The 24,957-nt window shown below is 45.5% G+C and carries 23 protein-coding genes; 7 read left to right on the top strand and 16 right to left on the bottom strand.

The features are described from left to right. Positions 1 to 22 precede the first annotated feature (22 nt). The 4 genes from topA to AAH944_RS04800 form a co-directional block, all read right to left on the bottom strand. Positions 23 to 2,116 carry a type I DNA topoisomerase gene (gene topA / locus AAH944_RS04815; RefSeq protein WP_415536963.1) on the bottom strand — a complete coding sequence of 698 codons (2,094 nt, stop codon included), beginning with the start codon at positions 2,114 to 2,116 and terminating at the stop codon, positions 23 to 25. A 199-nt stretch (positions 2,117 to 2,315) separates the two neighbouring features. Continuing rightward, positions 2,316 to 3,443: a DNA-processing protein DprA gene (gene dprA / locus AAH944_RS04810; RefSeq protein WP_415536961.1), complete on the bottom strand. Its 1,128-nt coding sequence runs from the start codon at positions 3,441 to 3,443 to the stop codon at positions 2,316 to 2,318. A 129-nt stretch (positions 3,444 to 3,572) separates the two neighbouring features. Then, the gene (locus AAH944_RS04805) at positions 3,573 to 3,812 is read right to left on the bottom strand and encodes a DUF2922 domain-containing protein (protein WP_415536959.1); all 240 of its coding nucleotides are present in this window, start codon (positions 3,810 to 3,812) and stop codon (positions 3,573 to 3,575) included. Between the two features lie 87 nt (positions 3,813 to 3,899). After that, positions 3,900 to 4,124: a DUF1659 domain-containing protein gene (locus AAH944_RS04800; RefSeq protein WP_415536957.1), complete on the bottom strand. Its 225-nt coding sequence runs from the start codon at positions 4,122 to 4,124 to the stop codon at positions 3,900 to 3,902. 207 nt (positions 4,125 to 4,331) lie between these two features. On the opposite strand from AAH944_RS04800, the gene AAH944_RS04795 reads away from it, so the two are divergent. Further along, positions 4,332 to 5,225 carry a DUF3102 domain-containing protein gene (locus AAH944_RS04795; RefSeq protein WP_415536955.1) on the top strand — a complete coding sequence of 298 codons (894 nt, stop codon included), beginning with the start codon at positions 4,332 to 4,334 and terminating at the stop codon, positions 5,223 to 5,225. A 40-nt stretch (positions 5,226 to 5,265) separates the two neighbouring features. After that, positions 5,266 to 5,730, top strand: a complete 465-nt coding sequence (locus AAH944_RS04790) for a type II toxin-antitoxin system HicB family antitoxin (protein ID WP_415536953.1) — start codon at positions 5,266 to 5,268, stop codon at positions 5,728 to 5,730. A gap of 217 nt (positions 5,731 to 5,947) precedes the next feature. Here AAH944_RS04790 and AAH944_RS04785 read toward each other — a convergent pair whose 3' ends face one another. The 5 genes from AAH944_RS04785 to AAH944_RS04765 form a co-directional block, all read right to left on the bottom strand. Next, positions 5,948 to 6,364: a hypothetical protein gene (locus tag AAH944_RS04785; protein ID WP_415536951.1), complete on the bottom strand. Its 417-nt coding sequence runs from the start codon at positions 6,362 to 6,364 to the stop codon at positions 5,948 to 5,950. Between the two features lie 266 nt (positions 6,365 to 6,630). Continuing rightward, positions 6,631 to 7,380 carry a hypothetical protein gene (locus tag AAH944_RS04780; protein WP_415536949.1) on the bottom strand — a complete coding sequence of 250 codons (750 nt, stop codon included), beginning with the start codon at positions 7,378 to 7,380 and terminating at the stop codon, positions 6,631 to 6,633. Positions 7,381 to 7,944: 564 nt separating this feature from the next. Beyond that, positions 7,945 to 8,778 (bottom strand): TIM barrel protein, encoded by an 834-nt coding sequence (locus tag AAH944_RS04775; RefSeq protein WP_415536947.1) that lies wholly within the window; start codon positions 8,776 to 8,778, stop codon positions 7,945 to 7,947. Between the two features lie 12 nt (positions 8,779 to 8,790). After that, entirely contained in the window at positions 8,791 to 10,383 is a 1,593-nt protein-coding gene (gene serA / locus AAH944_RS04770) for a phosphoglycerate dehydrogenase (RefSeq protein WP_415536945.1), read from the bottom strand. 182 nt (positions 10,384 to 10,565) lie between these two features. Beyond that, entirely contained in the window at positions 10,566 to 11,228 is a 663-nt protein-coding gene (locus AAH944_RS04765; RefSeq protein ID WP_415536943.1) for a C40 family peptidase, read from the bottom strand. A gap of 312 nt (positions 11,229 to 11,540) precedes the next feature. Between AAH944_RS04765 and AAH944_RS04760 the strand changes: the two genes are divergently transcribed. Continuing rightward, positions 11,541 to 11,807: an alpha/beta-type small acid-soluble spore protein gene (locus AAH944_RS04760; protein ID WP_415536942.1), complete on the top strand. Its 267-nt coding sequence runs from the start codon at positions 11,541 to 11,543 to the stop codon at positions 11,805 to 11,807. 46 nt (positions 11,808 to 11,853) lie between these two features. Here AAH944_RS04760 and AAH944_RS04755 read toward each other — a convergent pair whose 3' ends face one another. Next, entirely contained in the window at positions 11,854 to 12,807 is a 954-nt protein-coding gene (locus AAH944_RS04755; RefSeq protein ID WP_415536940.1) for an NAD(P)H-dependent flavin oxidoreductase, read from the bottom strand. A gap of 260 nt (positions 12,808 to 13,067) precedes the next feature. Between AAH944_RS04755 and AAH944_RS04750 the strand changes: the two genes are divergently transcribed. The 3 genes from AAH944_RS04750 to ligD (AAH944_RS04740) all read left to right on the top strand — a co-directional run bounded on the left by AAH944_RS04750 (position 13,068) and on the right by ligD (AAH944_RS04740) (position 16,074). Further along, a complete protein-coding gene (locus AAH944_RS04750; RefSeq protein WP_415536938.1) occupies positions 13,068 to 13,874 on the top strand; it encodes a Ku protein in 807 nt (268 codons plus the stop codon). Between the two features lie 278 nt (positions 13,875 to 14,152). After that, positions 14,153 to 15,160: a non-homologous end-joining DNA ligase gene (ligD, locus tag AAH944_RS04745; protein WP_415536936.1), complete on the top strand. Its 1,008-nt coding sequence runs from the start codon at positions 14,153 to 14,155 to the stop codon at positions 15,158 to 15,160. Then, positions 15,157 to 16,074 (top strand): non-homologous end-joining DNA ligase, encoded by a 918-nt coding sequence (gene ligD / locus AAH944_RS04740; RefSeq protein ID WP_415536934.1) that lies wholly within the window; start codon positions 15,157 to 15,159, stop codon positions 16,072 to 16,074. Before ligD (AAH944_RS04745) ends, ligD (AAH944_RS04740) begins: the two co-directional genes overlap by 4 nt. A 66-nt stretch (positions 16,075 to 16,140) precedes the next feature. Here ligD (AAH944_RS04740) and AAH944_RS04735 read toward each other — a convergent pair whose 3' ends face one another. From AAH944_RS04735 to AAH944_RS04710, 6 genes are all read right to left on the bottom strand, one after another. After that, a complete protein-coding gene (locus AAH944_RS04735) occupies positions 16,141 to 17,727 on the bottom strand; it encodes a peptide chain release factor 3 (protein ID WP_415536932.1) in 1,587 nt (528 codons plus the stop codon). Between the two features lie 36 nt (positions 17,728 to 17,763). Then, on the bottom strand, positions 17,764 to 20,001 hold the full coding sequence (locus AAH944_RS04730; protein WP_415536931.1) for a heavy metal translocating P-type ATPase: 2,238 nt from the start codon (positions 19,999 to 20,001) through the stop codon (positions 17,764 to 17,766). A gap of 23 nt (positions 20,002 to 20,024) precedes the next feature. After that, positions 20,025 to 20,390 carry an ArsR/SmtB family transcription factor gene (locus AAH944_RS04725; protein WP_415536928.1) on the bottom strand — a complete coding sequence of 122 codons (366 nt, stop codon included), beginning with the start codon at positions 20,388 to 20,390 and terminating at the stop codon, positions 20,025 to 20,027. Between the two features lie 224 nt (positions 20,391 to 20,614). After that, positions 20,615 to 21,187 (bottom strand): cytochrome b/b6 domain-containing protein, encoded by a 573-nt coding sequence (locus AAH944_RS04720; RefSeq protein ID WP_415536926.1) that lies wholly within the window; start codon positions 21,185 to 21,187, stop codon positions 20,615 to 20,617. Then, complete coding sequence (locus AAH944_RS04715) at positions 21,184 to 22,587, bottom strand: nickel-dependent hydrogenase large subunit (RefSeq protein WP_415536924.1); 1,404 nt, start codon at positions 22,585 to 22,587, stop codon at positions 21,184 to 21,186. Before AAH944_RS04715 ends, AAH944_RS04720 begins: the two co-directional genes overlap by 4 nt. Before the next feature lie 57 nt (positions 22,588 to 22,644). Continuing rightward, positions 22,645 to 23,652 carry a hydrogenase small subunit gene (locus tag AAH944_RS04710; protein WP_415536922.1) on the bottom strand — a complete coding sequence of 336 codons (1,008 nt, stop codon included), beginning with the start codon at positions 23,650 to 23,652 and terminating at the stop codon, positions 22,645 to 22,647. Between the two features lie 186 nt (positions 23,653 to 23,838). Between AAH944_RS04710 and AAH944_RS04705 the strand changes: the two genes are divergently transcribed. Next, positions 23,839 to 24,789, top strand: a complete 951-nt coding sequence (locus AAH944_RS04705) for a M15 family metallopeptidase (RefSeq protein ID WP_415536920.1) — start codon at positions 23,839 to 23,841, stop codon at positions 24,787 to 24,789. Positions 24,790 to 24,957 lie beyond the last annotated feature (168 nt).

Genomic DNA, 24,957 nt, shown 5'->3' with positions numbered 1-24,957 from the left:
TATCGTTCTTAGATTTTAATTCTTATTCTGTTTCCTTGATTTCTTCGGTAAACCTGCAGTCATGATTGATGCAGACATATTTTTTGTTTTTTCTGGTACTTTTCTCGGTCATTACCCCGCCGCACTCCGGACAAGGGTGAGGTGCCGGTTTCTCCCAGGAAATAAAATCACAGTCCGGGTATTTGCTGCAGCCGTAAAACTTACGTCCTTTTTTCGATCTCCTGACGACAAGTTTTTCTCCGCATTTCGGGCAGTTCACGCCGATTTCCTCGAGTAAAGGCCGCGCATTCCGGCAGTCAGGAAAACCGGGGCAAGCCAAAAACTTTCCGAACCGTCCCATCTTGATGACCATATTCCTGCCGCAAAGTTCACAGACTTCATCTGAAACTTCATCCTCAACTTTGATTTTGCCGATCTTCTGTTCAGCTTTATCAAGTGTATCGGCAAACGGGCCGTAAAATTCTCCGACAATTTTCTTCCAATCCGATTTTCCGTCTTCGATATCGTCAAGCTTCTCCTCCATGTTGGCTGTAAACTCCTGGTCGACAATATCCGGAAAATGCTCTTTCAGCAAGTTGATCACAATTTCACCAAGCTCGGTTGGAACAAGTTTCTTGTCTTCCTTTGCTACATAGCCCCTCGTTTGAATCGTTTCAATCGTCGGCGCATACGTACTCGGACGCCCGATCCCCTCTTCCTCCATTTTTCGGACCAAGGTTGCCTCAGTATAACGCGCCGGGGGCTCGGTGAAATGCTGCTTCTCCTGAAGCTGCCTTAACTGCAGCTTCTGCCCGATGCTGAGATCTCCTTTCAGGCAGTTTTCCTCATTATCCAGTTTTTCCGGTTCATCAGTGCTTTCTTCATAGACGGTGAGATATCCCGGAAACTTCACTGCTGAAGCATTGGCTCTTAAAAGGTAATCACCAGCCAGAACGTCTACGGTAATCGTATCATAAACCGCCGCACTCATCTGACTGGCGACAAAACGGTCCCATATCAGCCGGTAAAGCTTGAACTGCTCCCGTCCGAGAAAGCCTTTGACGGATTCAGGCGTCCTGAGAGCGGATGTTGGTCTGATTGCCTCGTGCGCTTCCTGGGTCCGGCCTTTGCTGGCAAATTTCCTCGGCTCTTCGGGATAATAGGTTTCGCCGTAAGTCTCGATGATAAAACCTTTGGCCTCTTCCTGTGCAGTGTCGGCGATCCGGACAGAATCCGTACGCATATACGAAATCAATCCGACCGTACCGGCCTTCCCGAGATCAAGTCCTTCATAGAGCTGCTGGGCCAGCATCATCGTCTTTTTAGGTGTATAGTTTAATTTGCGGTAGGCTTCCTGCTGGAGACTGCTGGTCGTAAAAGGAGGCGCCGGCTGTTTTCGCTTTTCCTTCGTTTTTACCTCTCCGACTGTGAATGCGGCCGCCCGAAGTTCCCGCAATACTTCATCCATCTGCTCGCGGCTCGAAATCGTGATCTTTTTGCCCTGCTTATGAAGCAGTTTGGCGGCAAAACTGCCGCCCCGGCACAAGAATTCCGCATCCAGAGTCCAGTACTCTTCCGGTTCAAAGTTGCGGATTTCTTCTTCTCTGTCACAGATCATTCTGACCGCAACAGACTGAACACGTCCGGCACTTAAACCTTTTTTAACTTTCCGCCACAGAAGCGGGCTTAATTTGTAGCCCACCAGTCTGTCCAAAACCCTGCGCGCCTGCTGGGCATCTACGAGATGCATATCCAGTTTGCGAGGTTTTTTAACGGCATTTTGAATCGTTGGTTTCGTTATTTCATGAAATTCGATCCTGCTCAGCTCTTCGGGATTCAGACCGAGCAAGTGCGTCAAGTGCCAGGCAATCGCTTCACCTTCCCTGTCGGGGTCGGACGCCAGCAAGACACGGTCGGCAGTCTTCGCTGCAGCTTTAAGCTCTTTGACCAAATCGCCGCGTCCTCTGATTGCAATGTATTTCGGCTCAAAATTATGATCGACATCAACCCCGATCTGGCTCTTTGGCAAATCTCGCAGATGTCCCATGGAAGCTTTGACCGTATAATTCTTAGACAAAAATTTGCTGATGGATTTTGCCTTGGCCGGGGATTCAACGATAACCAAAGTTTTCGACATGCTTCACCTCATGATTTCTCTCAATGTAATTCTATTGTATCAATATTGATTAAAATTTGATTAATATTACTAAATTATCTTCCTTAATCCTATGCATCGTTTCTGATTTAACCCTTAAAAAAAATAGCAACACAAATTATACCATTTATTTTCAAAACCACAATGGTAAAACAAAATATTGTACAAATGAATAACGTTTTTAACGCTGAAGGACATAATGCTGGCCTGGCAGCTGCAAAATCTCTCCGGCAAGCTGGAGCTCCAGCAGTCCCAGTGCAATGCCCTGAGCCGGAAGCGGGCATAAGACAGCCAACCGGTCAATATGCAGCGGAATATCGCTCAAACACCCCAGGATTTCAGCCCATTTCGATTCTGTTTGCCTCATTCCCTTAGACCTTACCCGAGTCGTTCCTTCTCGACATGCCAGAACTTCGGATAGCCTGTTTTCGGGTGTGAACGGAGCCAGTTCGCTCAGTACATCCTTCATGTCCTCCGTTACTTTTGCGCCCATCCGCAGCAGCTGATGTGTTCCCCGGCTTAGCTTACTGAAGATCGGACCTGGAACAGCGTACACCTCCCGTCCCTGTTCCAGGGCACAGTCAGCTGTAATCAGTGCGCCACTTTTTTCGGCTGCTTCAACCACAATGACTCCGCGGGACGAACCGCTGATCAGCCTGTTCCTGGCCGGGAACTGTCCTGGCTCGGGCGGAATACCCGGTGGATACTCACTTAACAGTGCGCCTTTTTCCATAATGGAATCTGCGAGCTTCGTATTCTCGTACGGATAGATCGTATCAAGCCCTCCGGCCATAAAGGCCCAGGTAATTCCACCGGCCTCAAGTGCTCCTCGATGCGCTGCCGTGTCAATGCCTCGGGCCAAACCGCTGACCACAGCATAACCTTCTCCGGCAATCCCACCGGCTAAAAAAGATGCCGCCGCTTTGCCATAGGGTGAAGCCTTTCTCGCACCCACCACCGCTATTCCCTCCTGCTGAGCCTGAAGCACACCTTTGTAAAACAGCACAGGGGGTGCATCCGGACACTCGGCCAGTAAACATGGGTACTCTGACTCTCCCGGCATAACCAAGGATATACCTTTCCTCTGCAGTCTTTCCTGAAACGCTCCAAGATCAAGTTCTGCCCTGTGCTGCAGAAATTCTTTCACCCAAACGAGATGGGCTAACTCGGAAAAAGCACCGGCAGGCGCTTCCAGAGCTTGAGCAGCACTCCCAAAATAGGCTATCAGCTGACGCAGTCTTTGACTACCGATCCCTGAAATGGTCAAAATACTTGCTCGAAAGATTTTTTCCTGGATTATCCTCATCATGATCCCTCCAACAACAGCGATTCGACATATTCCATATTTTTCCTGCCTAAACCATTTATTTTGAAGAAGGAGGAGCCTTAAGAACTGGGTGCAGTTCAAAAAGCGCCTCCTTTTCTATGGGCAAATTGCTTATGCTACCGGCGGATCATACAGATCGTTCGTAGTCATGTCAATTACCCGGATATCCCGTATCGTGACCAGTTCGCCGCTGGGGCTGTTAAATATATTCTTGGCAATAACCGTTTCCATCGCGGTCTGGGCCTCAGCCAGCGTCAGGTCCACCCTCGGCTGGGGGACGGAAATAATGAAGGATTTGCCGCCGGTGGTGAGAAAAGTTAGCTTTAACACCTTGCTTGTAATAATCGCCATTTTAATCACCCCCTGAAGATTTGCCTTGACAATCACCTTGGCATTCACACTAAACCTAGCCAGTCTTTCAGATAGATTTGCCGCTGCTTATTCATCCGTAAGCTCCCAGTTTTTGCTGAGCACAACATTCAGCAGCGGATACTGGCTCAAACCGGATAGAGCCGCTGCAACATCATAGATGTCTTGACTCGTGGCAGTAGGCTTCACATAATTCAGGCTTTTCTTCTGGGTCACCGGGCCGCCTGCCGGCGAAGTCCCGGTCTGGTATTTTGTTGACACGATCGAATCCAAAGTTATTTCTGTCACTGCCATGGTTCATCCCTCCCTTCAACAGTTTGACAAGCCGGGCTTGTTCGTTCCCGACCTTATATACTATGAGAGAGATTGTCCGATGTTAAGGATTTGGGGAAATAAAAGATTTCTTCCCTAAAATAAAAAGCCTGACGACTGAGCTTGTCACACTTTTAAGCCTGGCCACGTATCCTATGAGTGAAATCAGCCCCAAGGAGTGTGGATATCTTGACGGATCCAGTGACTAATCCAGTAACTGATACATTATCTAATACGGTATCTGATACACTAACGGATATCATCAGCGGACGCACGCCGCATGTCATAGCAGCTGAAATTAACATGATCAAATACCAGACGGAGAGGATCTACCTTGCCGCCGCTGTCGAGATTGGAAGGCGGCTGACGGAGGCCAAGGCCCTGCTTAAGTTTGGAGAATGGGGCAAGTGGCTGGAGGAGTCGGTCGATTTCTCTCAGAGCAGGGCCAATAAACTGATGCGTATCTTCAAAGAGTACGGAGCAGGACAGCTTAGCTCCTCAAATTCGGATCCGGCTCCGAATTTAAACTACAGCCAGGCGGTGATCCTCTTAGGAGTCCCAAAGGAGGAACGGGCGCAATTTATCGTTGATATGGATATCGAGGGGATGACCAAGCAGGAACTCAGGAAAGCGGTCAAGGAACGGACGCAGGCCCGGCAAGAAAAAGACCTGGCCTTACAAAAGAACACAGATCTCCAGAAAACAGTGGCAGACCAAAGCGATATCATCACCGGGCTGACATCAGAACTCGCCCATCTGAAGGTCCAATTGGAGAACGTCAAGACGTCCAAAGCAGAACTCGCTAAAACGGCCAGGCAGCTGAATGATGCGCTGGAATCGCTCCAAAAAAGCTCAGCCGCCAAGGGCTACGAGCGGATGAAAACAAACTTCCTGAATACGTCGCTCAAAGTCAGGGCCAACCATATCGCCTTCCTCTGTGAAAACTTGGATCAAACCATGAAGGAAGTCAAGCATAAGCTGCTCCAAATCGCCCCTAATGACAAGGAGACGTATATCATTTATAAGAATAAAGTTTACGATCTTCTGAATGTGTGGCTTAAAGACGAGACGTGGAGCAGGTAAGCTTACCCTATCGGAAATGCGCAGTAAGAGATGGTGGATGATGAAGAGCAAATATGTTTTCCCGGCCATTATTGAGCGGAATAAAATAAGCAGTAAATATACGGTTGTTTTCCCGGATCTGCCGGGCTGCGCCTTCGAAGCAGAGGATTTTATCCAGGCATATTACTGGGCCGGACCCAGGCTGGAGTATCATTTATATAGGATGGACAAAGCGTATGAGCACATCCCCGAAGCTTCAGATACTTCAGGCTGGGAGATCGCAGCGGACGCTATCGTTGTTCAGGTAGCGGCCGGTCTGCCGGAGTACCGGAGAATGTTCGGCCCAAAATACGCCAGAAAAGCCATCGGGTTTCCCAACTGGCTTTTCCAATTGGGGAAAAAAGACGAGCCGATGTCCGCGCAGAACATCCGGGAGGTATTAAGGGAGAAGCTGGGGATTGACATGCTGCTTGAAAACGCTCATGATTTATCCGAAGTGTTCGGGAATGAAGACGGGTCGTTTTAATTTATAATCTATCTACGGGCTGTAAATATTTCAGCTAGAAAAAGGTTTGTCTAAATAAAGACTAACCTTTTTCTGGCTTATCGTTGCCACGTAATGAGAAATCAAACCTTTCGCAGCAAAAATTAATTTCATTTATCATTTTCTTCTATTTCGCAGTTATCCTCCAAGTAATTTCTTCTTCGCTTATCGGCCTTACATTATTTCCAAAGTCAAGTTTCTAATAAATATCATCGTTATTTTGTTCTATTACGATATCTTGACCTTCAAATTCAGGTAACTTTTTCTTTCTTATCCTATTTCCAACCAATAGTAATATAATCGAGAACAGATAAAAAGCTAGAGCTAATCCGAAATACCTAAAAATACTAGGGTTCATTGCCATGTATAAACCTAATGGCAATAAGATTAAGAATACTATGATTAAAGGCCATACTTTTTTTAAAACAGAAGATACTAGCCCTACAATCCCAGGTAGAATTTGGGTTATTATATATAGTTTCGAAGCATGTTGCCCTTTTGCAAAAAAGATAAGGATTACCCATAATGTAATAGATATTACCGAGCCACAAATTCCAAATAAAGCTCCAACTTTCTGATAATAATTACTTTGTATGCGATAAGAGGGAAACTTCATTGACTTACCTCCTCGTAAATTGAAAAGAAAAATTTAAAATGTTAATTAATTATACTCACAATATTGTCGTGAATAGTTGACATTGAATCAAATAGTTTTCTTATGAGACCATGGTTTTAACAACTCTGTTATGATCAATTTACTCAATGCTGAAAATCTTCCAAAAGAAATATTAATAAAACAATTGTTCATATTCAAAAACCTCCAATAAATCAATAAATGAAGGTTTTTGGTAAAATATTTAGATACATCAATGAAACCCAAAGTTAATATGTCGTGTAATTAAAGCTTAATAAAAAATAATCCTCTCCACTCCTTGTAGTTGAAGCCGTATAATAAGCACTCCCATTCCAGCCACCTTGACAAGTTATGCTATGGCTTACATATGTTGCATAATTAGGTAAAATGAAGTCCCAGTTATAAAAATCAGCAGTATTTGAGCTAGTTACTGAAGGCACCCCCTGACTTAAGCCCGTCCAATAAAGACCATTACAGTACCAATGTGTACCAAGAATTGATGGATTAGCCGCATAATAGCCTTCATATCTGCTTTGTAAATAACTGGTAGTCCCTTCATTATACCAATATAACTCATTATAAGTTTGGCATAGAACATATCCAGGAGGATCAAATGTTGTTGCAGCAACTCTTAAAGAATATGATCCTCGACTGGATAAACCAGACTTAGAAGACGGGCTGTTCCTTTCTATTGTGCTTGTAATTTTTTCTAATTCTTTACCTGTTGCTTTTCTGGCTTTATACGTTTTATTTTCTTTGTCAATAGTAACGGTATAAGATTCTAGCCCTGCATCTTTCTCTTTATGATCCTTTACAGTTAATGTTGCACTGTCTGTGTTCATAATTAATTCAACATTATCCAGTATTTTTTCTGTTTGTACATCTGGCGAAAGTTGAATAACTTTACTTGTTGACTCGATTGCATAAACCGGCATAGTAAAACAAATCAACATTAATAAGCTCAGAACAAGACATAACATCCTTTTTGCTTTAAACATTTATTCTCCTCCTTAAAAAAATACTTTTTGATATTAAATTCTTTAATATTACATATATCACCCCCCAATGAACATCTATATATTGCTATATTATCAAACATATGTAAATACCATTGCGCTCATTTATCTATTTTCAACAAAATGAGCAAAATATTGACACTGATGAATAAAATTGACAGTAATATTATAGAGTAAGAATACAGAAGCTAAAAATTATTCATCGTATGATATTTTTGGGATTTCCAGTACAGCAAAAATTACATAACAGTAAAGCTATGAGACAGAAGCCTCCTAATATTGATTAGAAAACTTATCTCATAGCTTTTAATATTTATTAACGAATTCTTATTTCTCGTTCGAGTGTATTGTAATAGGTACATGTGCAATTTACAAGTTTCTCCTTATTCCTTTAAAATCTATCGTTGCCGTCTGATATTGATGATTTGAAAATTAGGCAGCAAAAGTTGAGTAAAATAGCAAATGCGGGCTCAAAGAGCCCGCAAACACTGTATCATTATCGGTCGGAGATAACCGTCTATGAATGTAAGAACTGCCAAAACTGCCTTAAGAATTTAGCTCCAAATAAGCCTTTTGCAGGATCAGAGCATCCTCCTCAAGCTTCGGACTTTCACAAATCACGGTTCCCTGGATGCCAAAGCTCAGGCAGGCTTTAAGGATTTCCCGGAATTTCAGGTCAGCTTCTTGCAAAACGAGATGTCTCTTTTCGCCTTTCGGACCATATTCAATCCCGGAAATATGGAAATGCGCATTGCTTGTCCACTTCTCACCAAGCCCTTCGGCTGTCTGCTCAAGAATCGCGCAGAACTCGTCATAGCTGTTGAATTGACCATTGGCTCTGGCATGCAGATGGCTGAAGTCAATACAAGGCAATACACCCGGAACCTCCTGCGCTATTTTGATCGTTTCGCCGAGATCGCCAAACTGGGAGGGTTTGCCTGTCGTTTCAGGCCTCAGGATGACTTGATTACCTTCCTGATCAAGTTCCTGCCGGACATCGCTGAGTTCTTTGACTACTCTGGCTAAGACGGTATCCGAAGTATCCCCGGAATAAAATGCCGGATGAAAGACGATGCTTCCGGCCCCAAGTATCCTGGCAATCCTGGCAGTATGAATAATCCTTGTTTTGCTTGCCTCAACTTTTTCCGTTTCACTGGAATTCAGGTTGATATAGTAAGGCGCATGACAAGACAGGGATACGCATTCTTTTTTCGCAGTTCCCCCGGTCTTTAACGCTTTGTCTTCCTTCATTCTCACCCCGTGAACGAACTCGACTTCCATCGCATCCATTCCGAGTTCCCTGATTCTTAGGATTCCGGCCTCGGTGGATGCTTCCTTGGAAGACAAAGGCACTCCGGCCGTGCCAAACTTGATGCTCATGCCGATCTCCCCTTAGGACAGATATTTATTGAAGAAAATCTCTTCAACATTTTCGGTTCCCTTAATCTCTTTCAATTTGCCGATGACTTCCGAATCGGCTTCGGTTTGAATACCGACAATCATAATGTTTCTGCTCATGGAACTGATCTTGCCAACCTGCATACTGGTAATGTTGATGTTATGCTCACCTAATACAGTCCCGACTTTGCCGATCATTCCCGGATAATCCTCATGTGAGATAAGCAGGAACCACCCCGAAGGATCTATTTCAACCCTGAAATCGTCGATCTCCACAATCCGCTGTTCGCTTTTGCCGAAAAGCGTGCCTGCTACCTTATGCTCAGTCAAATCAGTTTTAACGGTAATGCTGATCAGATCAACAAAGCTTTGCGCCTCTTTGCTTTTGATCTCCTTGACGGTTATGCCGCGTTCTTTCGCAACTTCAGGCGCGTTGACAATATTGACCTCTTCCTGAAGAATTGGATTTAAGACCTCTTTTATGGCTGCCAGCGTCAGCATTTTGGTATCCGCAGTGCTGATATCTCCATTATAGCGGACTTCAATATTTTTTATTCTTCCTTCAGTCAGTTTGACAGCCAGAACACACATTTTTTGCATCAAGTGAAGGTAAGGCTTGATCATATTCATGACATCTCTTGATACAGGCGGAATATTCAGTGAAGTTGAGACCGGTTCGGATCTCAGCGCAGCAAGCACTCCGCGGGCTGCGCAAAGTGCAACCTCATTTTCAGCCTCCTGCGTCCGGGAGGCAATCCTGGGAGTGCAGACCACATTCTCCATCTTCACCAGCGGATGATCTGACTGAAGAGGTTCTTCAGCAAACGCATCCAAAGCTGCCCCGGACACAATCTCTTCCTGCAGTGCCCAGATCAAAGCTTCCTCATCAATGATTCCGCCTCTGGCACAGTTAATAATCTTGATGCCCTTTTTCATTTTAGAAAACGCATCTTTATTCAGCAGATTGCGCGTGTCAACTGTCGCCGGAATATGCAGCGTCAGGTAATCTGCTTTACTTAAGATCTCATCCATATCCACCAGCTCGATCCCCAGCTCTCTGCCTTTATCATCACTTAAAAACGGGTCATAGGCAATCACTTTCATATCGAACGCTTTGGCCCGCTTGGCCACGCCCATGCCGACCCGCCCCAGGCCGATGATGCCCAAGACCTTTTCTTTCAGCTCCATTCCCAGGAACTTCTGTCTTTGCCACTCTCCGCGCTTGACGGAGGAATAAGCCTGAGGAATCCTTCTGGCCAGAGCCAGGATCATCCCGATGGTATATTCAATGGAAGAAGCACTGTTGCCCTGAGGGGCATTCAGGACAACAATCCCCTGCTTTGTGGCTGCCTGAATATCGATATGCTCAACTTCCAGACCGGCCCTTCCGATTACTTTCAAATTCCTGCCAGCTTCAATGACTTCACTGCTGACAATCGTATCGCCTCTGATGACCAGAGCATGATATTTCGGAATCATTTTGATCAGTTCTTCCTGAGATAATGTACAATAGGTATCCACGTCATGTTCTTCACGCAGCAGTTGAATTCCAGCCTCTGCCACTTTGTTATTCACCAGAATCTTCATCTGACTCTACCCCCAGTATCTGAAATAACTAAACCTCCCATCCCCATGGAGACGAGAGGTAATACCTTCCCTTGCAGCGATTTGCCTAAATTCTAGATTATTTTGATTATAGAGTTTATTGATTATTCTGTCAAGAATCCGTCTTTTATATCAACATACTTGCCAGATGATTGTCCTCAGTATCACGCAATCACTCTTCTGCTGCCCCGGTAATGCTCCGCCCAGTAACGCTCATCCATCGAAGAAATCTGTACGCAATGCTTGGCCGCAGAAATAAACTTGTTATCCCCGAGATAGATTCCTACATGACTTGCTCCCGCTCCGTTGGTATGAAAAAAGATCAGATCACCAGGTTGTAATCTTGCTTTAGGTATGCCAACCCCCTCTCTGAATTGTTCGTACGATGTCCTTGGAAGTTGAATTCCATTCTCAAGGAATACTCTTTGAACCAGCGCTGAACAGTCGACACCGGATCTAGACCGGCCGCCCCATTTATAGGCAGTCCCTTCCCAGGTTAGTACCGAAGCTACGATACCGGCCTGAATCTCTGCTTTTTCTTTGCTTGCTTCTATCAGGGAAAGCGTACTGACATTTACACAAGAAAAGCTGCTATTGCCAGCTTTTTCCTCCATAATTCTAATATTGTCGGTCCGCATTGGGCCTTCGTCAACCGTTTTAGCAGGAGCTGCCGTAATCTTCGTACGCAAGGAGGCAATCTCCTGCAGGGCATAAGGATTTGAGGGGACTACGGCAGTTCCGGCCAGTAGAAGTGCTGTTAGGCCAATCACCTGTTTTGGAACGAGGGTGGGCTGATTGGATTCTGTCAAAGGGAGCGCAACTTGCATGATTCGAAACTCCTTTCTAAATAAAATCCAGACAGTCTATATCATTTTTTTATGCAGAAAGAAGATGAATTATGCTTTTTATCCGGCCAGACAAAGAAAAAGGTTGTCTGCATTCATATCATTTTTGAATATTTGTTGTATTTTTTTCCCTTTGTTTTATTTCTTCTGTAACTCTTCTGTAACTCTTCCTCATAAAAAGATTTGTCTTTTTTTTGCCTGAATAGCAAAACATTTCATCGTATTTGCGCTGTAGAATTGAACAAACTAAAATAAGAAAAAATAAAGAGGTGATTTAGTTTGGGGAATTCTGACTTGAATCAACTAAAATATGAAGTTTCCAAAGAGTTAGGTATCATGAACAGCGGACCGCAGGAATATGCACAGTATCTGGACAACGCCAAATATGAAGTAGCCAATGAGTTGGGCATCCAGTTAAACAAGGGATATAATGGAGACATCACATCAAGGGATGCTGGCCGGATTGGCGGCCAAATTGGCGGTAGAATCGGCGGAAATATGGTTAAAAAGATGATTGAATTTGCTGAAAGTAACATGGTGAACAACGGTGGAAAACTCTAGTACTGATTAAGAGGATGGTTTCGTTTCCATCCTCTTTTTTAAATGATCACATTTCCTCAATTTCCTCATATTCTTTAACCAAATCACGGATCATCTTCCCTGCAGGTAGGATTTCAGTTATTTTTTCAATATATTGTCCTGAAAAAATCAGTCCCTGATCCAAATTACCCTGTTGGGCATTGATCAAGGCTTCCTTTATGCAAAAAGTTGCTGTGCATTTTTTTAAACAGCCCTCACATGTTTGTGGGGATTTTACTTTCCCCAAAAGGATTTCATCTGTAAATTTGTTTCGGATTGCTCTCCCGGGCAGCCCGACAGGGCTCTGAATGATGACAATATCCTCTGCCGTTGCTCTCAGATAAGCTTCTTTGAGGGACGGTGCTCCATTCGCCTCTTCACTGGCAGCAAAGCGGATCCCCATTTGCACGCCGTTAGCACCAAGGCTAAATGCCTCCTGTAAATCTCCGGTATCCACAATACCTCCTGCTGCAATGACCGGGATAGAAATAGCCGCCTTGATCTCAGGAACAAGAACTCTCATAGACTGATCTGTTCCGAGATGTCCTCCGGCTTCTTTCCCTTCTACTACGACCGCTGCCGCTCCCAGGCTTTCAGAAATCCTGGCAAGCTTGGCCGTCGATACAATCGGGACTAAAGGGGTTTTTGCCTCAGCGCACCAACGAAAAATGTCCCTGGAAAAACCGGCTCCCTGGATAATCAGGTCAATGCCTTCTTCCAGCGCAGTACAGACAAGCTCCTTGAAACGCGTTGCTGCAAACATAATATTTATTCCGATGATTCCTTTGGATTTCTCCCTGGCCTTTCTGATTTCGCCTTTTAATTCAGTTTCATCCAAAGCCGTCGCAGCAATAATTCCTATTCCACCGGCGTTGGCCACAGCCGCAGCCAGCCGAGAAGTGGAAATTCTAATAGCCATTCCGCCCTGGATGATCGGATACTTCGGGATCAGACCTCCTACTTTTAACACAGGTAACTTCAAAATACAGCCCTCCAATAATTTCTTCAGCAAATTTCTGCGTAATTTTTTGCAAACATTAATTCTTTCTAACGGTTCCCTTTATTCATTAATTTTTCAAGATTATTTTGATATTCAAAGTAATTTTCTCTTTGATTCTACCTCTTTTTGAGCCACTATTCAAGTTTGCTTTTTTCTGTCTATTCCACAACACCAGGCTTTTTCATATTTTACCGCGTAATGTTCATACTACATATATCTGAAAAATGGAGGGCTAAAACAGGATGCATACAATGTGGAAAGGTTCCATAAGCTTTGGTTTGGTTAATATTCCCATAAAAATGTTTGCTGCTACGGAAGAAAAGGATATCCATTTCAGATACATCCATAAGGAGTGCAGTACTCCTCTTAAGTATCAAAAGCATTGTCCGACATGTAACAAAGAAGTAAAAGAAGAAGAAATCGTCCGCGGGTACGAATATGAAACCGGTCATTTTATTGTTATCAATGAGACAGATCTTATCGCCTTAAAATCTGAAGTGGAAGAAAAGTCGATTGAAATCCTTGATTTTATTAATCTTGTGGAAATTGATCCGATTTATTACGACAAATCTTATTACCTGGCTCCGCAGGATACCGGCGGCAAAGCCTATCATCTCCTGCGGCAGTCCATGAATGATACCGGCAAAATTGCCCTGGCTAAAATGACCATCCGCAATAAACAGACGCTGGCTGCTTTAAGGGTTTACAACAAGGTCCTGGTCCTGGAAACCATTTTCTATCCGGATGAAATAAGACCCGTCAGCGAGGTACCGGGGATCAGCGAGCAGCAGGGTGTCAACGAAAAAGAGCTTAATATCGCGACCCAGCTGATTGCCAACTTAACTGCACCATTCGAGCCGGAAAAATATAAGGATAATTACCGGGAAGCACTGAAAGAGCTGATCAATAAAAAGATTGAAGGCAGGGAAATAGAAATTGCACCTGAAGCGCCCCACCGTAATGTCATTGACTTGATGGAAGCCCTTCAGGCCAGTTTAAAAGAGACCAAAAAGCCCTCCAGAAGCAAAACAGAGACGACAGCAAGCTAGTACATGTCGTCTGGACGCCACATTCCGCTCTCGGCAGATAGCGCCTCCATGGCCAGTCGCTCTTTGCCATCCATGGCATCGCGACATTAGGCCATCCGCGGCCGTCTAACAGCCGTGCTCCACATCCGCTCCGCTTACGCTGGAACTACGGCAACAGACCCTGCTATAAAGATTTAAATGTCTGGTACATTGTATTTTTGATAACTCCCCAAATTAGGTCTGGACGCCACAATTCCAGCGTTAAGCGAAGCCGGATGCGGAGCGCGGCTGTTTATGCCATGGAGGGCATAATCAGCCGCAAGCGGACTTGTGGCGTCCAGACCAAACCCAGAATGGAGATTCATATGAAACTACTGGAAGTAATGGAACCTATCCTGGCATCAGAAATCAAGACCGGTGATGAGTGGATCCACCAGATTAAATGGGACGGTATCAGAGGGATATCCTATATTGAAGACGGCAGCCTCCAGATCTATACCAAAAGTGGCAGAGAGCGAACTTCTTTCTATCCTGAAATCCAGATAGCTCCAAAACTGCTGAACGGCCATCAGGCCGTACTGGATGGTGAACTGGTTGTTTTCAATACCGAGAACAGACCATCCTTTCATCTGATCATGAATCGGGAACGCCTCAGAAACCTATCTAATCTGCCAGTCTATCAGCAAAAATACCCGGTCTGCTACATCTTGTTTGATCTTTTGTTCCTTAATGGCACAGACTTGCGCAGCCGGCCTCTAGAAGAGAGACAAGATCTTCTTCGGGCCAAGGTGTCATCTTCTTCCGACATCGCGGTTGCCGATGATTTTACGGACGGCTCAGCTCTGTTTAAGCTAATGAAAGAAAAAAATTATGAGGGAATCGTTAGCAAGAGAAAGAACAGCCGTTACCAAGCCGGCAAAAAACATAATGACTGGTTCAAAACCAAAATCAGCAAAAAAATCCTGGCCATTGTCGGCGGATTATCCTGGAAAGAGCAATTTCCAAACTCACTGCTGCTTGGTATCTTCCAGGGAGACCAGTACCTCTACATCGGGAATGCGAGTCTTGGACTGTCTCAGAAGGACTTCCAGCTTTTCAAAGCTTACGCTTCGGATTATACCCAGAAAAGCAGCCCGTTTGACAACCTCAAGAAAATGAAGGATACGACCTGGCTCAAACCGGACTTGACCTGCTGGGTAAGTTTCCTGGAATGGACAGACAGCAGGAGTCTCCGCCACCCTAAGATTCTTGGTTTCAGCAAAGATCCTGCCTCTGAAGCGCAAGGAAAGGAAACTATCATGGAATGAACCTGGAATTCGACGGCAAGACGCTCAATATAACCAACCCTGAAAAATTATTATGGCCCGCCCTCGGTATCCGCAAGCTTGATTATTTAAAAATCCTGCTGGAATTAGCCCCGTACCTTCTGCCTCACGTCAAAGACCATCTACTGACGACGATCCGTTATCCTGATGGTTTCCAGGGCAAGTCCTTCTTTCAGAAAAACATCCCTGATTATGCCCCTGGGTGGATTCCGACGATCGAATGGCGGGATAATCAGTATATCCTTTTAGAATCAGAAGCAATCCTCATTTGGCTCGGAAACCAGGCCTGTCTGGAATTCCACATTCCATTTAACCCCTATGACAGGGATCAGTATCCTTCTGCACTGGTTTTCGACCTGGACCCTTCCGAAGACCAGACCTTTGAGGATGTCACGGAAGCGGCTCTGCTGATTTTTGAAGAGCTTCAAGCGCTTCAGATTACAAGCTATATCAAAACTTCCGGGGCAAGCGGACTTCAGATCCATATTCCGACAGGCGGGAAGTATGATTACGGTACCGCCAGAAAAATCAATGAATTTTTCGCGGTTTATTTCAGCCAGAAATACCCCCGGCAAATTACCCTGGAGCGCAGTGTCGCCAAAAGAGGCCATAAGCTCTATTTTGACTATCTGCAGATGTGGCAGGGCAAAACCATCATCAGTCCATATTCACCAAGAGCAACAGCCTCCGCCTCCGTTGCCGCTCCGCTGGAATGGGAAGAGCTGCGGCGCGGGGTCAAACCCCAGGATTTTAATCTGCTGAATATCAGCAGCAGGCTGAAGGATAAAGGGGATCTTTTCGCTCCGCTGCTTAATAAAAAAAATGGACAGGACAGAAAGAATAGCCAGGATCTCGACTTTATCCTTGAACGGATTGTGGCCTACAGACAACCCTAGCAAATGATTTTAATCTAATTCAATGAATTTTAATTATAATTTGATAAATCATTTGAAAATAGCGTTTTAGTCGTTAGAGGATGTATGGAACGTGATCTCCGAGTATTTGTCCTTCAATCTGTCCAGGTAGTATTCATCTTCAAGAAGAACGACCAGCTGGTCATCCTGATCTTTGACGCACAGATTACGGAGTCCGCGCAAATTGGCCGGATCAACAGGTTTGTCGCTTCTGACCCAGCGGGCCATATGATGCAGAAGATGATGAAGCTGGATTCTTGTGCCATATTCATTTTCGAGGCGGTATTCCAGGACTTCAAACTGAAGCTTGCCCACAACTCCGACAATCAGTTCCTCCGGCCCATCCATAAAGGTCCGGAAGACCTGCACTGTCCCTTCTTCCGTCAGCTGCTTGATTCCCTTCTGGAACTGTTTGTATTTGGAAAAGTCCAGATTGATGATCTTAGCAAAATACTCCGGTGCAAACTGCGGCAGCTTTTCGAATTCAAAGGTTCCTTCCTCACTCAGGGTGTCGCCGATCCGAAAAATGCCCGGATCAAATAAACCCACCACATCTCCGGGATAAGCCTCTTCCAGGATATCGCGTTCCTGTGCCAAGAACTGCTGTGGCTGCGGAAGCTTGATCTTCTTACCGCTTCGGACATGATTGGCTGCCATTCCACGTTCGAACCTGCCCGAACAGACCCGCATAAACGCAATCCGGTCCCTGTGGGCCGGGTTCATATTGGCCTGAATCTTAAAAATGAAACCTGAAAATTGGGGATCAGTTGGCTGAATGTAACCAACCGAACTTTTTTGCGGTCTTGGCTCAGGCGCCATTTCCAGGAACTGCTCCAGAAAAGTTTGGACACCAATACTGCTCAGCGCACTGCCAAAGAAGACCGGAGACAGCATCCCCTGCTGAATCATTTCCTCATCAAACGGATCCCCTGCAATATCCAATAGTTCCAGATCTTCGCAGAGCTTATTATATAAGGCGGGTTCAAGACAGTCTTTGAGAGCGGGATCTTCAAGTCCGCGTTCGCCCGTATCAATCCGTCTCCGTTCGCCGTCCCGGTAAAGCTCCAGACATTGATGCCGCCGGTCGTAGATTGCACTGAAATCTTTTCCCATTCCGACCGGCCAATTCAAAGGAACCGTATTAATGCCTAAAACATCCTCAATCTCCTGAAGGACATCCAGCGGGTCTTTGCCAAAACGGTCCAGCTTGTTAATAAACGTAAAAATCGGTATGCCTCTCATCCGGCAGACTTTAAACAGCTTGATGGTCTGGGCTTCGACACCTTTGACCAGATCGATTAGCATGACGGCGCTGTCGGCTGCCATCAGCGTGCGATAGGTATCTTCACTAAAATCTTCGTGCCCGGGTGTATCTAAAATATTGATATGAATTCCGTTGTATGAAAACTGCATGGCGCTCGAAGTTACGGAAATGCCACGTTCTTTTTCAATTTGCATCCAGTCGGAAGTTGCATACTTGGCTGTTTTTCTTCCTTTCACTGTACCAGCCAGCCGGATAGCTCCGCCAAAAAACAGCAGCTTTTCTGTTAAGGTCGTTTTTCCCGCATCCGGGTGAGAAATAATTGCAAATGTCCTTCTGGGTTTAATCTGATTCTGGTTCGCCGTCTTTTCCATCAAATTCCCTTTCCTTTTTTACGTGCGTGTTTTTGCCTATATTACTATATCATATTCCTTAACTTTTTTCTTCTTTAACACCCGCATTGCATTCAGGATCGCAATCACAGCCACACCTACATCGGCAAATACAGCTTCCCACATTGTCGCAACGCCCATCGCTCCAAGGATGAGGACGCCTATCTTTATTCCGAGCGCAAAACCAATATTCTGCCAGACAATTCCTTTCGTTTTCCGGGCAATCCGGATTGCCTCGAGCAGTTTGGCAGGTTCGTCCGTCATCAGGACAATATCCGCGGCCTCAATCGCTGCATCCGACCCAAGTCCGCCCATGGCAACCCCGATATCAGCCCTGGCCAGGACCGGTGCATCATTGACCCCATCTCCGACAAAAACGAGTTTACTGCCGTTTTCCTTTTGTTCCTCCAGCGTTTCCAGAACAGCAACCTTTTGATCGGGAAGCAATTCAGCGTAAACTTGGTCAAACCCCAACTGCTGTCCGATCTGTTCACTGATCGCCTTCGTGTCTCCGGTCAGCATAACCAATTTCTTAACTCCTGCCTGTCTCAATCCCCGCAACGCCTCATGAACATCTTTTTTGACTCTGTCCGTAATCAGGATATAGCCGGCATATTGACGCTCAATCGCGATATAGGCAGTCGTTCCAGCCTCGGGTATTTGCGTCAGGGAGATTCCTTCCTCAGTCAGGAGCCTAGCGCTGCCGGCAATGACTTCTTTTCCCTGATATACTGTTTTTACGCCATAGCCCGGTATTTCTTGATACTGGTGGATATCTTTCTGATCAATGCCCTTCGTATTCAGTTTTTTCGTATCGTCTTCGGTGTATCGTTTCAAAATCGAAGCCGCAATGGGATGACCTGAAAAATATTCAGCCGCAGCAGCATATTCCAGCAAAGTATCTTCATCAAACCCCTGAGCAGCTTGTATTCCGGTAACTTCAAACACACCTTCGGTTAGCGTGCCGGTCTTATCAAAAACAACCGTACGCACTTGATTCAGGCCTTCCAGGTAGTTGCTTCCCTTGATCAGGATGCCGTTTCGGGAAGCGCCTCCGATACCCCCAAAAAAGCTTAACGGGATGGAGATCACCAGTGCGCAGGGACATGACACCACGAGGAAGACCAAAGCCCGGTTCAGCCATTCGCTGAACGTGGCCCCTTCAATAAACAGCGGGGGTAAAAAAGCTAAAAGTGCAGCTCCGAGCACAATAATTGGTGTATAGACACGCGCAAATGTTGTCATGAAATTTTCTGTCTTAGCTTTTTTCGAGGCGGCCTTTTCCACCAAATCCAGAACCCGTGCAACCGTGCTCTGCTCATAAACCTTCGTAACTTTCACGGTCAAAACCCCGGTCTTATTGATAAAACCAGCCAGAATACTGCTGCCGGCTTCGACCTCCCTCGGGATAAATTCTCCGGTGAGCGCCGAGGTATCCAAAACAGACCTGCCCGCAAGCACTGTGCCATCGAGGGGAACTTTCTCTCCCGGCTTGATCAGAATCATCTGGCCTTCCCTGACTTCCTCCGGTGGTACTTTGCTTATGGAATCGTCCTTCATTAAATTCGCATAGTCCGGACGAATATCCATCAGTTCACTGATCGAGCGGCGGGAACGGTTTACAGCACTGTCCTGGAAAAATTCACCGACCCGGTAGAACAACATCACAGCTACAGCCTCGGGATATTCCTGAATAGCCAGCGCCCCGACTGTAGCAATAAACATCAGAAAGTTTTCATCAAGAAACTTGCCGCGGCTAATATTTTGGAGTGCCGCCCAGACAATCTTGCCGCCAATCAACAAATAGCTGACCAGAAACAGTACGATTTCAATGGCAGGTTTCAATTTTAGCAGAAACGCAGCCGTAAAAATGACTGCTCCAATGACAAAGCAAACCAGCTCGGCATTCACTTTCTGTTCTTTCTGTTCTTTCTGTTGTTTCTGTTCTTTCTGTTCTCTTCGTTTTTCTTGTTCCGTGGTTTTCTCTTCTTTACTGGCTGCACCAATATCTTTGGACCGGATCCCAGTAATTCTTATCCCGGCTTCAATCCGGGAAGCAATTTTTTCAATTTTGAGGGCGATATCTGTGATCTTTTCAGAATCGTTTACCTCGAGATAGAGTTTACTGCCGGCAAAATCAATATTTGCAGTTTTTATACCATCCAGCTTTTTTACTTCTTGTTCGATTTTAGCCGAGCAGTTTGCACAGCCAAGACCGGCAAGCAGGATGACAGCTTCCTGACTTCTTGTATCCATATCTTTTTTCTCCTCGCTAATTCTTATCCTTCTTTGACATGGAGCATTCCCTGGCCGAAAATGCCTTTGATATGCTCGTCATCCAGCGCATAGAATACGATCTTTCCTTCTTTTCTGTTCTTTACCAGCCTGCATTGCTTAAGAATCCGCAGCTGATGTGAAATTGCCGACTGGGTCATATTTAGCAGAAAGGCTAGGTCGCAGACACACATTTCCGCTTCGGAAAGCGCCCAGAGTATTTTTATCCTTGTCGTATCACCAAATACTTTAAACAACTCGGCAAGATCGTACAGATTTTCTTCCTGCGGCATCGCTCCTTTGACCTTACTGACAATTTCTTCATGAATAACCAGACAGTCACACCGCAAATTCTCCGCTTTTCCCTCCATCAAAACAAACCGCTCCTTTGTATTTGCTCTATCAATTGAATACTCGATTGAATACTTGAATAAGTATTCATATATTATATTATTACGTATTTCTTTTATGGTCAATTCATTTTTCTATTTTTCTAATTTATTTTCCTTGTACGATTTCCTTGTACGATTCTCTGCATGATTTTTTTTAGCTTTTTCTGCCTTGGGTTCAAACGCCACGCTCTTTGAACCGGAATCTACGCATAGCCTGTAAATATTGATTTAAGTTTTTTAAGGCTATTTGTTAGGGTAAAATAAAGATGGACGGATATGAATGAGACCATCATTAATGCCGCCAGATAATGCAGCCAGCGTACAGGGTTTAATCCTCCTGCCGCTTTGACCGCTCTCTGCAGGGGCTTGAAGTAGAGGGTCATCCCGGTAATCATCTGGACCGGGATTAATCCTGCGAGCGAGGTAATCAATATTTTCTGACCTGGATTGTATTTGGGATACTTCGTCTTTTTTTCGGATAGGAAGAATTCGTATTTTAAGAATTCGGGTATTGCCTTTAAGGTCTTGCGGTTCGGAATGATTTCTTTATAGTTTTTGTCTTTAATCCCGTAGCAAATCCGTGCCAGGTACGAATTTAACAGTAAAAACTGGGCGACGGCATGTGTTTTCCGGGCTGAATCCATCCGTTTGAACCCGAAAGCGCGCGATGGGCTGTGAATGTAAAGCCCGCTAAAAATTAAAGCCAGTACGGCCGGCGCATAGACCCAGTGAAGCAATCTGACTGTTCCTGAATGACGTTGCTTTTTCCAATTCATATCATGATCTCCCTAACGGGTGTTCCCGTGGTTATTAAATGTGTCGAACAAGAGGAACAAATGTCAAATGCCCTGATCACCCGGCCGATTTCAATGGGCTGTTTTTCATCCGCAATCGGAATTCCGATCAGCGCTTCCTCAACCGGTCCTCTGCAATTCTGATTATCCCGAGGCGAAAAATTCCAGGCACTTGGTGTAATTATTTGGTATTGGGCAATCCTGCCGTTTTCAATTCGCAGCCAGTGTCCGAGCGGACCGCGCATTGCTCCGGTAATGCCAATGCCCTCGGCATTTTTCGGTACTTCAAAGGGTAAGAATATGCGTCCTTCCGGCTCAAGCTCATCGAGCCAGGATTCCATCAAAGCCCCTACTTTTTGGGCCTCGAGCGTCCTGGCGATCATCCGGTCCATCGTCGATATACCCTTTCGGTAATCTCCTTTGATCCAGAGCCTGGCCAGCGGGCCTCCTTCCAGCGGCACACCGAAATAGCGGGGCGCCTTTATCCAGGAATAAGCGTTTTCTTTTTCCCGTTCGGAAACAGTCCGTCCGTCAGAGGGGTTCCGCGGTCCGGGCTCTGCTGCATACCAGGACCTTGCCGTATGTTCTTTAATCAGCGACAGATCAAGCTTCTGGATTTGGCCGTTCACCACTGCTCCACCTGGAAAATATCTCTCCCGGTCTTGCTCCGTGCATGGAAACAGTCCGTATTCAAGCATATTCGGGGCTCTTTGGCCGAGTTCAAAGTAATCACTGTAAGCGTCTGCAAGGATGTATACATCGGCTACCATCTGATTCTGGATGAACCGATTTACTTTTTGGAGCTTCGACCGGAAATTCATGACCACATCGGCAGAAGGCGGAACTGTAGCCCCTCCAGCCAATATCCCATGAGGGAACGGGGCTTTTCCGCCTAGCAGCGCCACCATTTCGTGAGCCAGGCGGCTTATTTCCAGTGCTAAATACATATTCTGCACCATCGTATCGTTTTTCTTTTTTTCTAGCCGCTTATCTTTTGTATAACCTGGAACAAAGGGGGCTCTCTCTGGCAGGATCAAATAATCCACCAGGGAAAACAAATACAGATGACGGATATGATTCTGGAGAATATCTGCCCCGGTAATCAGGTTTCGCAAAATGTTGGCATTACGGGGCGGCTTGATCCCGGCAGCGTCTTCCAAGGCGTAGGAGGCAGCTGCTCCATGCAGCGATGAGCAGATCCCGCAGATTCTTTCCGTAAGGTATGCGGCGTCCCGCGGGTCTTTTCCCTGCAGTATCAGTTCAAACCCCCTGAAAAAGATCCCGCTGCAGCGGGCATCTACCACTTTTTTGTTTTCAACTGTGACCTCTACGGCGCAGGAGTTGTTAGCCCTTGTAAGTGGCCCTATGACAATCTTTTTCATGAAGTCATTCCTTTTGCTTTATTCGCGTCTTCATACAATCTTTTACCTGCCGTTTTCTTACTTATGACCTTTTTTAAGCCGGGGCCTGATTTTTAGCTTACTCCCGCCTGGAAGATCCTTTTTCAGTGTTTCCGCAAGTCTGCCTGTCAGGATGCTTCCCATCAGATGAGCGCCAATACCAAGCGCGGTCACAACCCCTGTCCATAGGCCCACCCTATTTGCCGTTACTTTGATCCCAGGAAGCTTTACATCCGGTAAGTGTTCAAAGAATGGAACGTTCCCATCGGAAAACTCCGGGCTGGCACAGCCGATACAAGGGGTATTGGCTTTTACCGGCCAGCTTAGATGCTCTCCGTTCCACTGGCGGACAGGGCAATCTGCATAGGTGACCGGCCCTTTGCAGCCGATCTTATACATACACCAGGGTTCTCCCGGCTTAGCGGCAAAGATGCTGTTGTCAAAATAATCCCGCCGCTGGCAAAGGTTATGGATGGTTTCTCCATAGAAAAGTTTGGGCCGGCTATAATCATCAAGTGCTGGCTCGCCGTACTGAATTAAATGGTTTAAAGTGCCCATCATCCATTCGGGGTTGATTGGGCATCCAGGCACATTGATAACTTTTCTGTCCAGAACAGCCTGTAACGATACGCATTTAGAAGGGTTCGGAGCCGCAGCATAGATTCCTCCGAACGCTGCACAGGTACCGGCAGCAACCACATAACGGGCTTCAGCACCCAGTTCCCGCACTGCCTGCAAAGCCGTCCAAGCCTTGCCGTTCCGATAACCGATCACAGAATACAGGCCATTGGACCTCGTCGGGATGCTCCCTTCAACTACCAGGATATATGCTGCTTTATGATTTTTCTGGAGATCATCAAGAACGTTGATGGCATCACTGCCTTCGGACGCGCCCAAAAGATAATCAAAACGAAGCTCTGCAATGCTGCTGATCAACTCCTGGTAGCCCGGATCCTTGGCATTAAGAAGGGAAAGCATGTCGCCGGCACAGGTATTCGTCCCGAGCCAGATAATGAGAGGTTTTGCTGGAACATCTTTATTCACCATCCCCTTACATCCCTTCTGCGGTCTTTCGTACGCTGTTATTTTATACTTCGCGATTTTTTTAGTTCAAAGAATATTATTACCGTATGCTATTGCACTATACGAGATTTACAGGTCTATCCTGTTTTGTTCAGGCATAGATAATTATGATTAGCCTTTCTCAAGGTTCCCCGGAAGGATGAACAAGCCATGAACTTTAAACAATTTATCTTAAGTCTGATTGTAATTGTCTTGTTAGCTACAGGCTGCAAAATCATCTGGGACAGACATCTAATAACCGTAAATGCAGTCGCAGTGTCCCCGGTTTCCGATTGGGAATATGAGGCCGTAATGAAAAGGGATATCCTCTGTCTGATGCTGGCCTATCCCGAAACCATTACCGGTGTGGATAAAGCATCTGAAAATGAGGTCTATGTCCTTTTAAAATCCGGGAAAAAAATCTTATATGATGACCGAAAAGAAAAAAACTCCTGGCAGAAATCTGGGAGCCCCGACCTCCAGGATATGATGGATCAGCTCTACCCCTTATCCAAGATTACGGAGATTTTGCCGAATTACTACAACCCTGGCTGCGCAAGAGTTTATCCGCTTCTGAAAGAAGCCTATGGAACGAGCAAGAAAGCAATCCTGTCCAATCTGATCAAAGTCAGCATTGGCTACAAGTATGTAGAGTTTAACGGTAACAATAAAGCTGCAGAATCCTTAAAAGCGGTCATGAAAGAACTGCTTCCGTTGTCCCGCCAAAGCCATAAGGTGTACGCTGCTTCTTTTCCGAGCAGCGGGGCTTTCAATTACCGGCTGATCGGCGGTACAAATAGGCTGAGTTCCCATGCCTACGGTATCGCAATCGATCTTAACAGTAATAAATACGATTATTGGCGCTGGTCCACCCGTGAAGAAGGTCAGAAAAGGCTTAATGCCTATCCCCAGGAGGTCTCTGCTATCTTTGAGAAATATGGTTTTATCTGGGGCGGCAAATGGGGAAATTTCGATATTATGCATTACGAATACCGTCCGGAAATCATTCTGAAAGCGCGTTATTTTTCCGAAAGACCCGTCTCGGGGATTCCATGGTATGACGGTTTACAAAGCAGCCAGAAAGCCTGGGAATATATCTGGCTGATTGAAGAAAGCCTGTAGCTTTATATGCTTAGCGTTCAGTCAACTTGAATCGCTAACAACACTGAATCGGGAACATCCTGGCGGTATTTTTTCTTTCATGATACAATTATTCACAACAATACATTACTATTTTATGTCATTTTTGGTAATATTAATCATGATATACAAGTTGATCTGTTACGTTGA

The organism is Dehalobacter sp. CP, assembly GCF_047652685.1.
In the GTDB taxonomy this organism is placed as follows: domain Bacteria; phylum Bacillota; class Desulfitobacteriia; order Desulfitobacteriales; family Syntrophobotulaceae; genus Dehalobacter.
The sequence above is the reverse complement of the archived record's forward strand: the minus strand, read 5'-3'. Positions and strand labels throughout refer to the sequence as shown.

Excerpts from the sequence above, each read along its gene's own strand:
- AAH944_RS04775 (WP_415536947.1), bottom strand. The coding sequence starts at position 8,778 with ATGAGCATCAAGTTTGGCACGGCCGGAGTGCCTTTGTCTTCCAAGGAA.
- AAH944_RS04705 (WP_415536920.1), top strand. The coding sequence starts at position 23,839 with ATGAACTTTAAACAATTTATCTTAAGTCTGATTGTAATTGTCTTGTTA.
- AAH944_RS04710 (WP_415536922.1), bottom strand. The coding sequence starts at position 23,652 with ATGGTGAATAAAGATGTTCCAGCAAAACCTCTCATTATCTGGCTCGGG.
- AAH944_RS04750 (WP_415536938.1), top strand. The coding sequence starts at position 13,068 with ATGCATACAATGTGGAAAGGTTCCATAAGCTTTGGTTTGGTTAATATT.
- AAH944_RS04735 (WP_415536932.1), bottom strand. The coding sequence starts at position 17,727 with ATGGAAAAGACGGCGAACCAGAATCAGATTAAACCCAGAAGGACATTT.
- AAH944_RS04785 (WP_415536951.1), bottom strand. The coding sequence starts at position 6,364 with ATGAAGTTTCCCTCTTATCGCATACAAAGTAATTATTATCAGAAAGTT.
- AAH944_RS04765 (WP_415536943.1), bottom strand. The coding sequence starts at position 11,228 with ATGCAAGTTGCGCTCCCTTTGACAGAATCCAATCAGCCCACCCTCGTT.
- AAH944_RS04725 (WP_415536928.1), bottom strand. The coding sequence starts at position 20,390 with ATGGAGGGAAAAGCGGAGAATTTGCGGTGTGACTGTCTGGTTATTCAT.
- topA (WP_415536963.1), bottom strand. The coding sequence starts at position 2,116 with ATGTCGAAAACTTTGGTTATCGTTGAATCCCCGGCCAAGGCAAAATCC.
- dprA (WP_415536961.1), bottom strand. The coding sequence starts at position 3,443 with ATGATGAGGATAATCCAGGAAAAAATCTTTCGAGCAAGTATTTTGACC.
- serA (WP_415536945.1), bottom strand. The coding sequence starts at position 10,383 with ATGAAGATTCTGGTGAATAACAAAGTGGCAGAGGCTGGAATTCAACTG.
- ligD (WP_415536936.1), top strand. The coding sequence starts at position 14,153 with ATGGAGGGCATAATCAGCCGCAAGCGGACTTGTGGCGTCCAGACCAAA.
- AAH944_RS04720 (WP_415536926.1), bottom strand. The coding sequence starts at position 21,187 with ATGAATTGGAAAAAGCAACGTCATTCAGGAACAGTCAGATTGCTTCAC.
- AAH944_RS04730 (WP_415536931.1), bottom strand. The coding sequence starts at position 20,001 with ATGGATACAAGAAGTCAGGAAGCTGTCATCCTGCTTGCCGGTCTTGGC.
- AAH944_RS04800 (WP_415536957.1), bottom strand. The coding sequence starts at position 4,124 with ATGGCAGTGACAGAAATAACTTTGGATTCGATCGTGTCAACAAAATAC.
- AAH944_RS04715 (WP_415536924.1), bottom strand. The coding sequence starts at position 22,587 with ATGAAAAAGATTGTCATAGGGCCACTTACAAGGGCTAACAACTCCTGC.
- AAH944_RS04780 (WP_415536949.1), bottom strand. The coding sequence starts at position 7,380 with ATGTTTAAAGCAAAAAGGATGTTATGTCTTGTTCTGAGCTTATTAATG.
- ligD (WP_415536934.1), top strand. The coding sequence starts at position 15,157 with ATGAACCTGGAATTCGACGGCAAGACGCTCAATATAACCAACCCTGAA.
- AAH944_RS04790 (WP_415536953.1), top strand. The coding sequence starts at position 5,266 with ATGAAGAGCAAATATGTTTTCCCGGCCATTATTGAGCGGAATAAAATA.
- AAH944_RS04805 (WP_415536959.1), bottom strand. The coding sequence starts at position 3,812 with ATGGCGATTATTACAAGCAAGGTGTTAAAGCTAACTTTTCTCACCACC.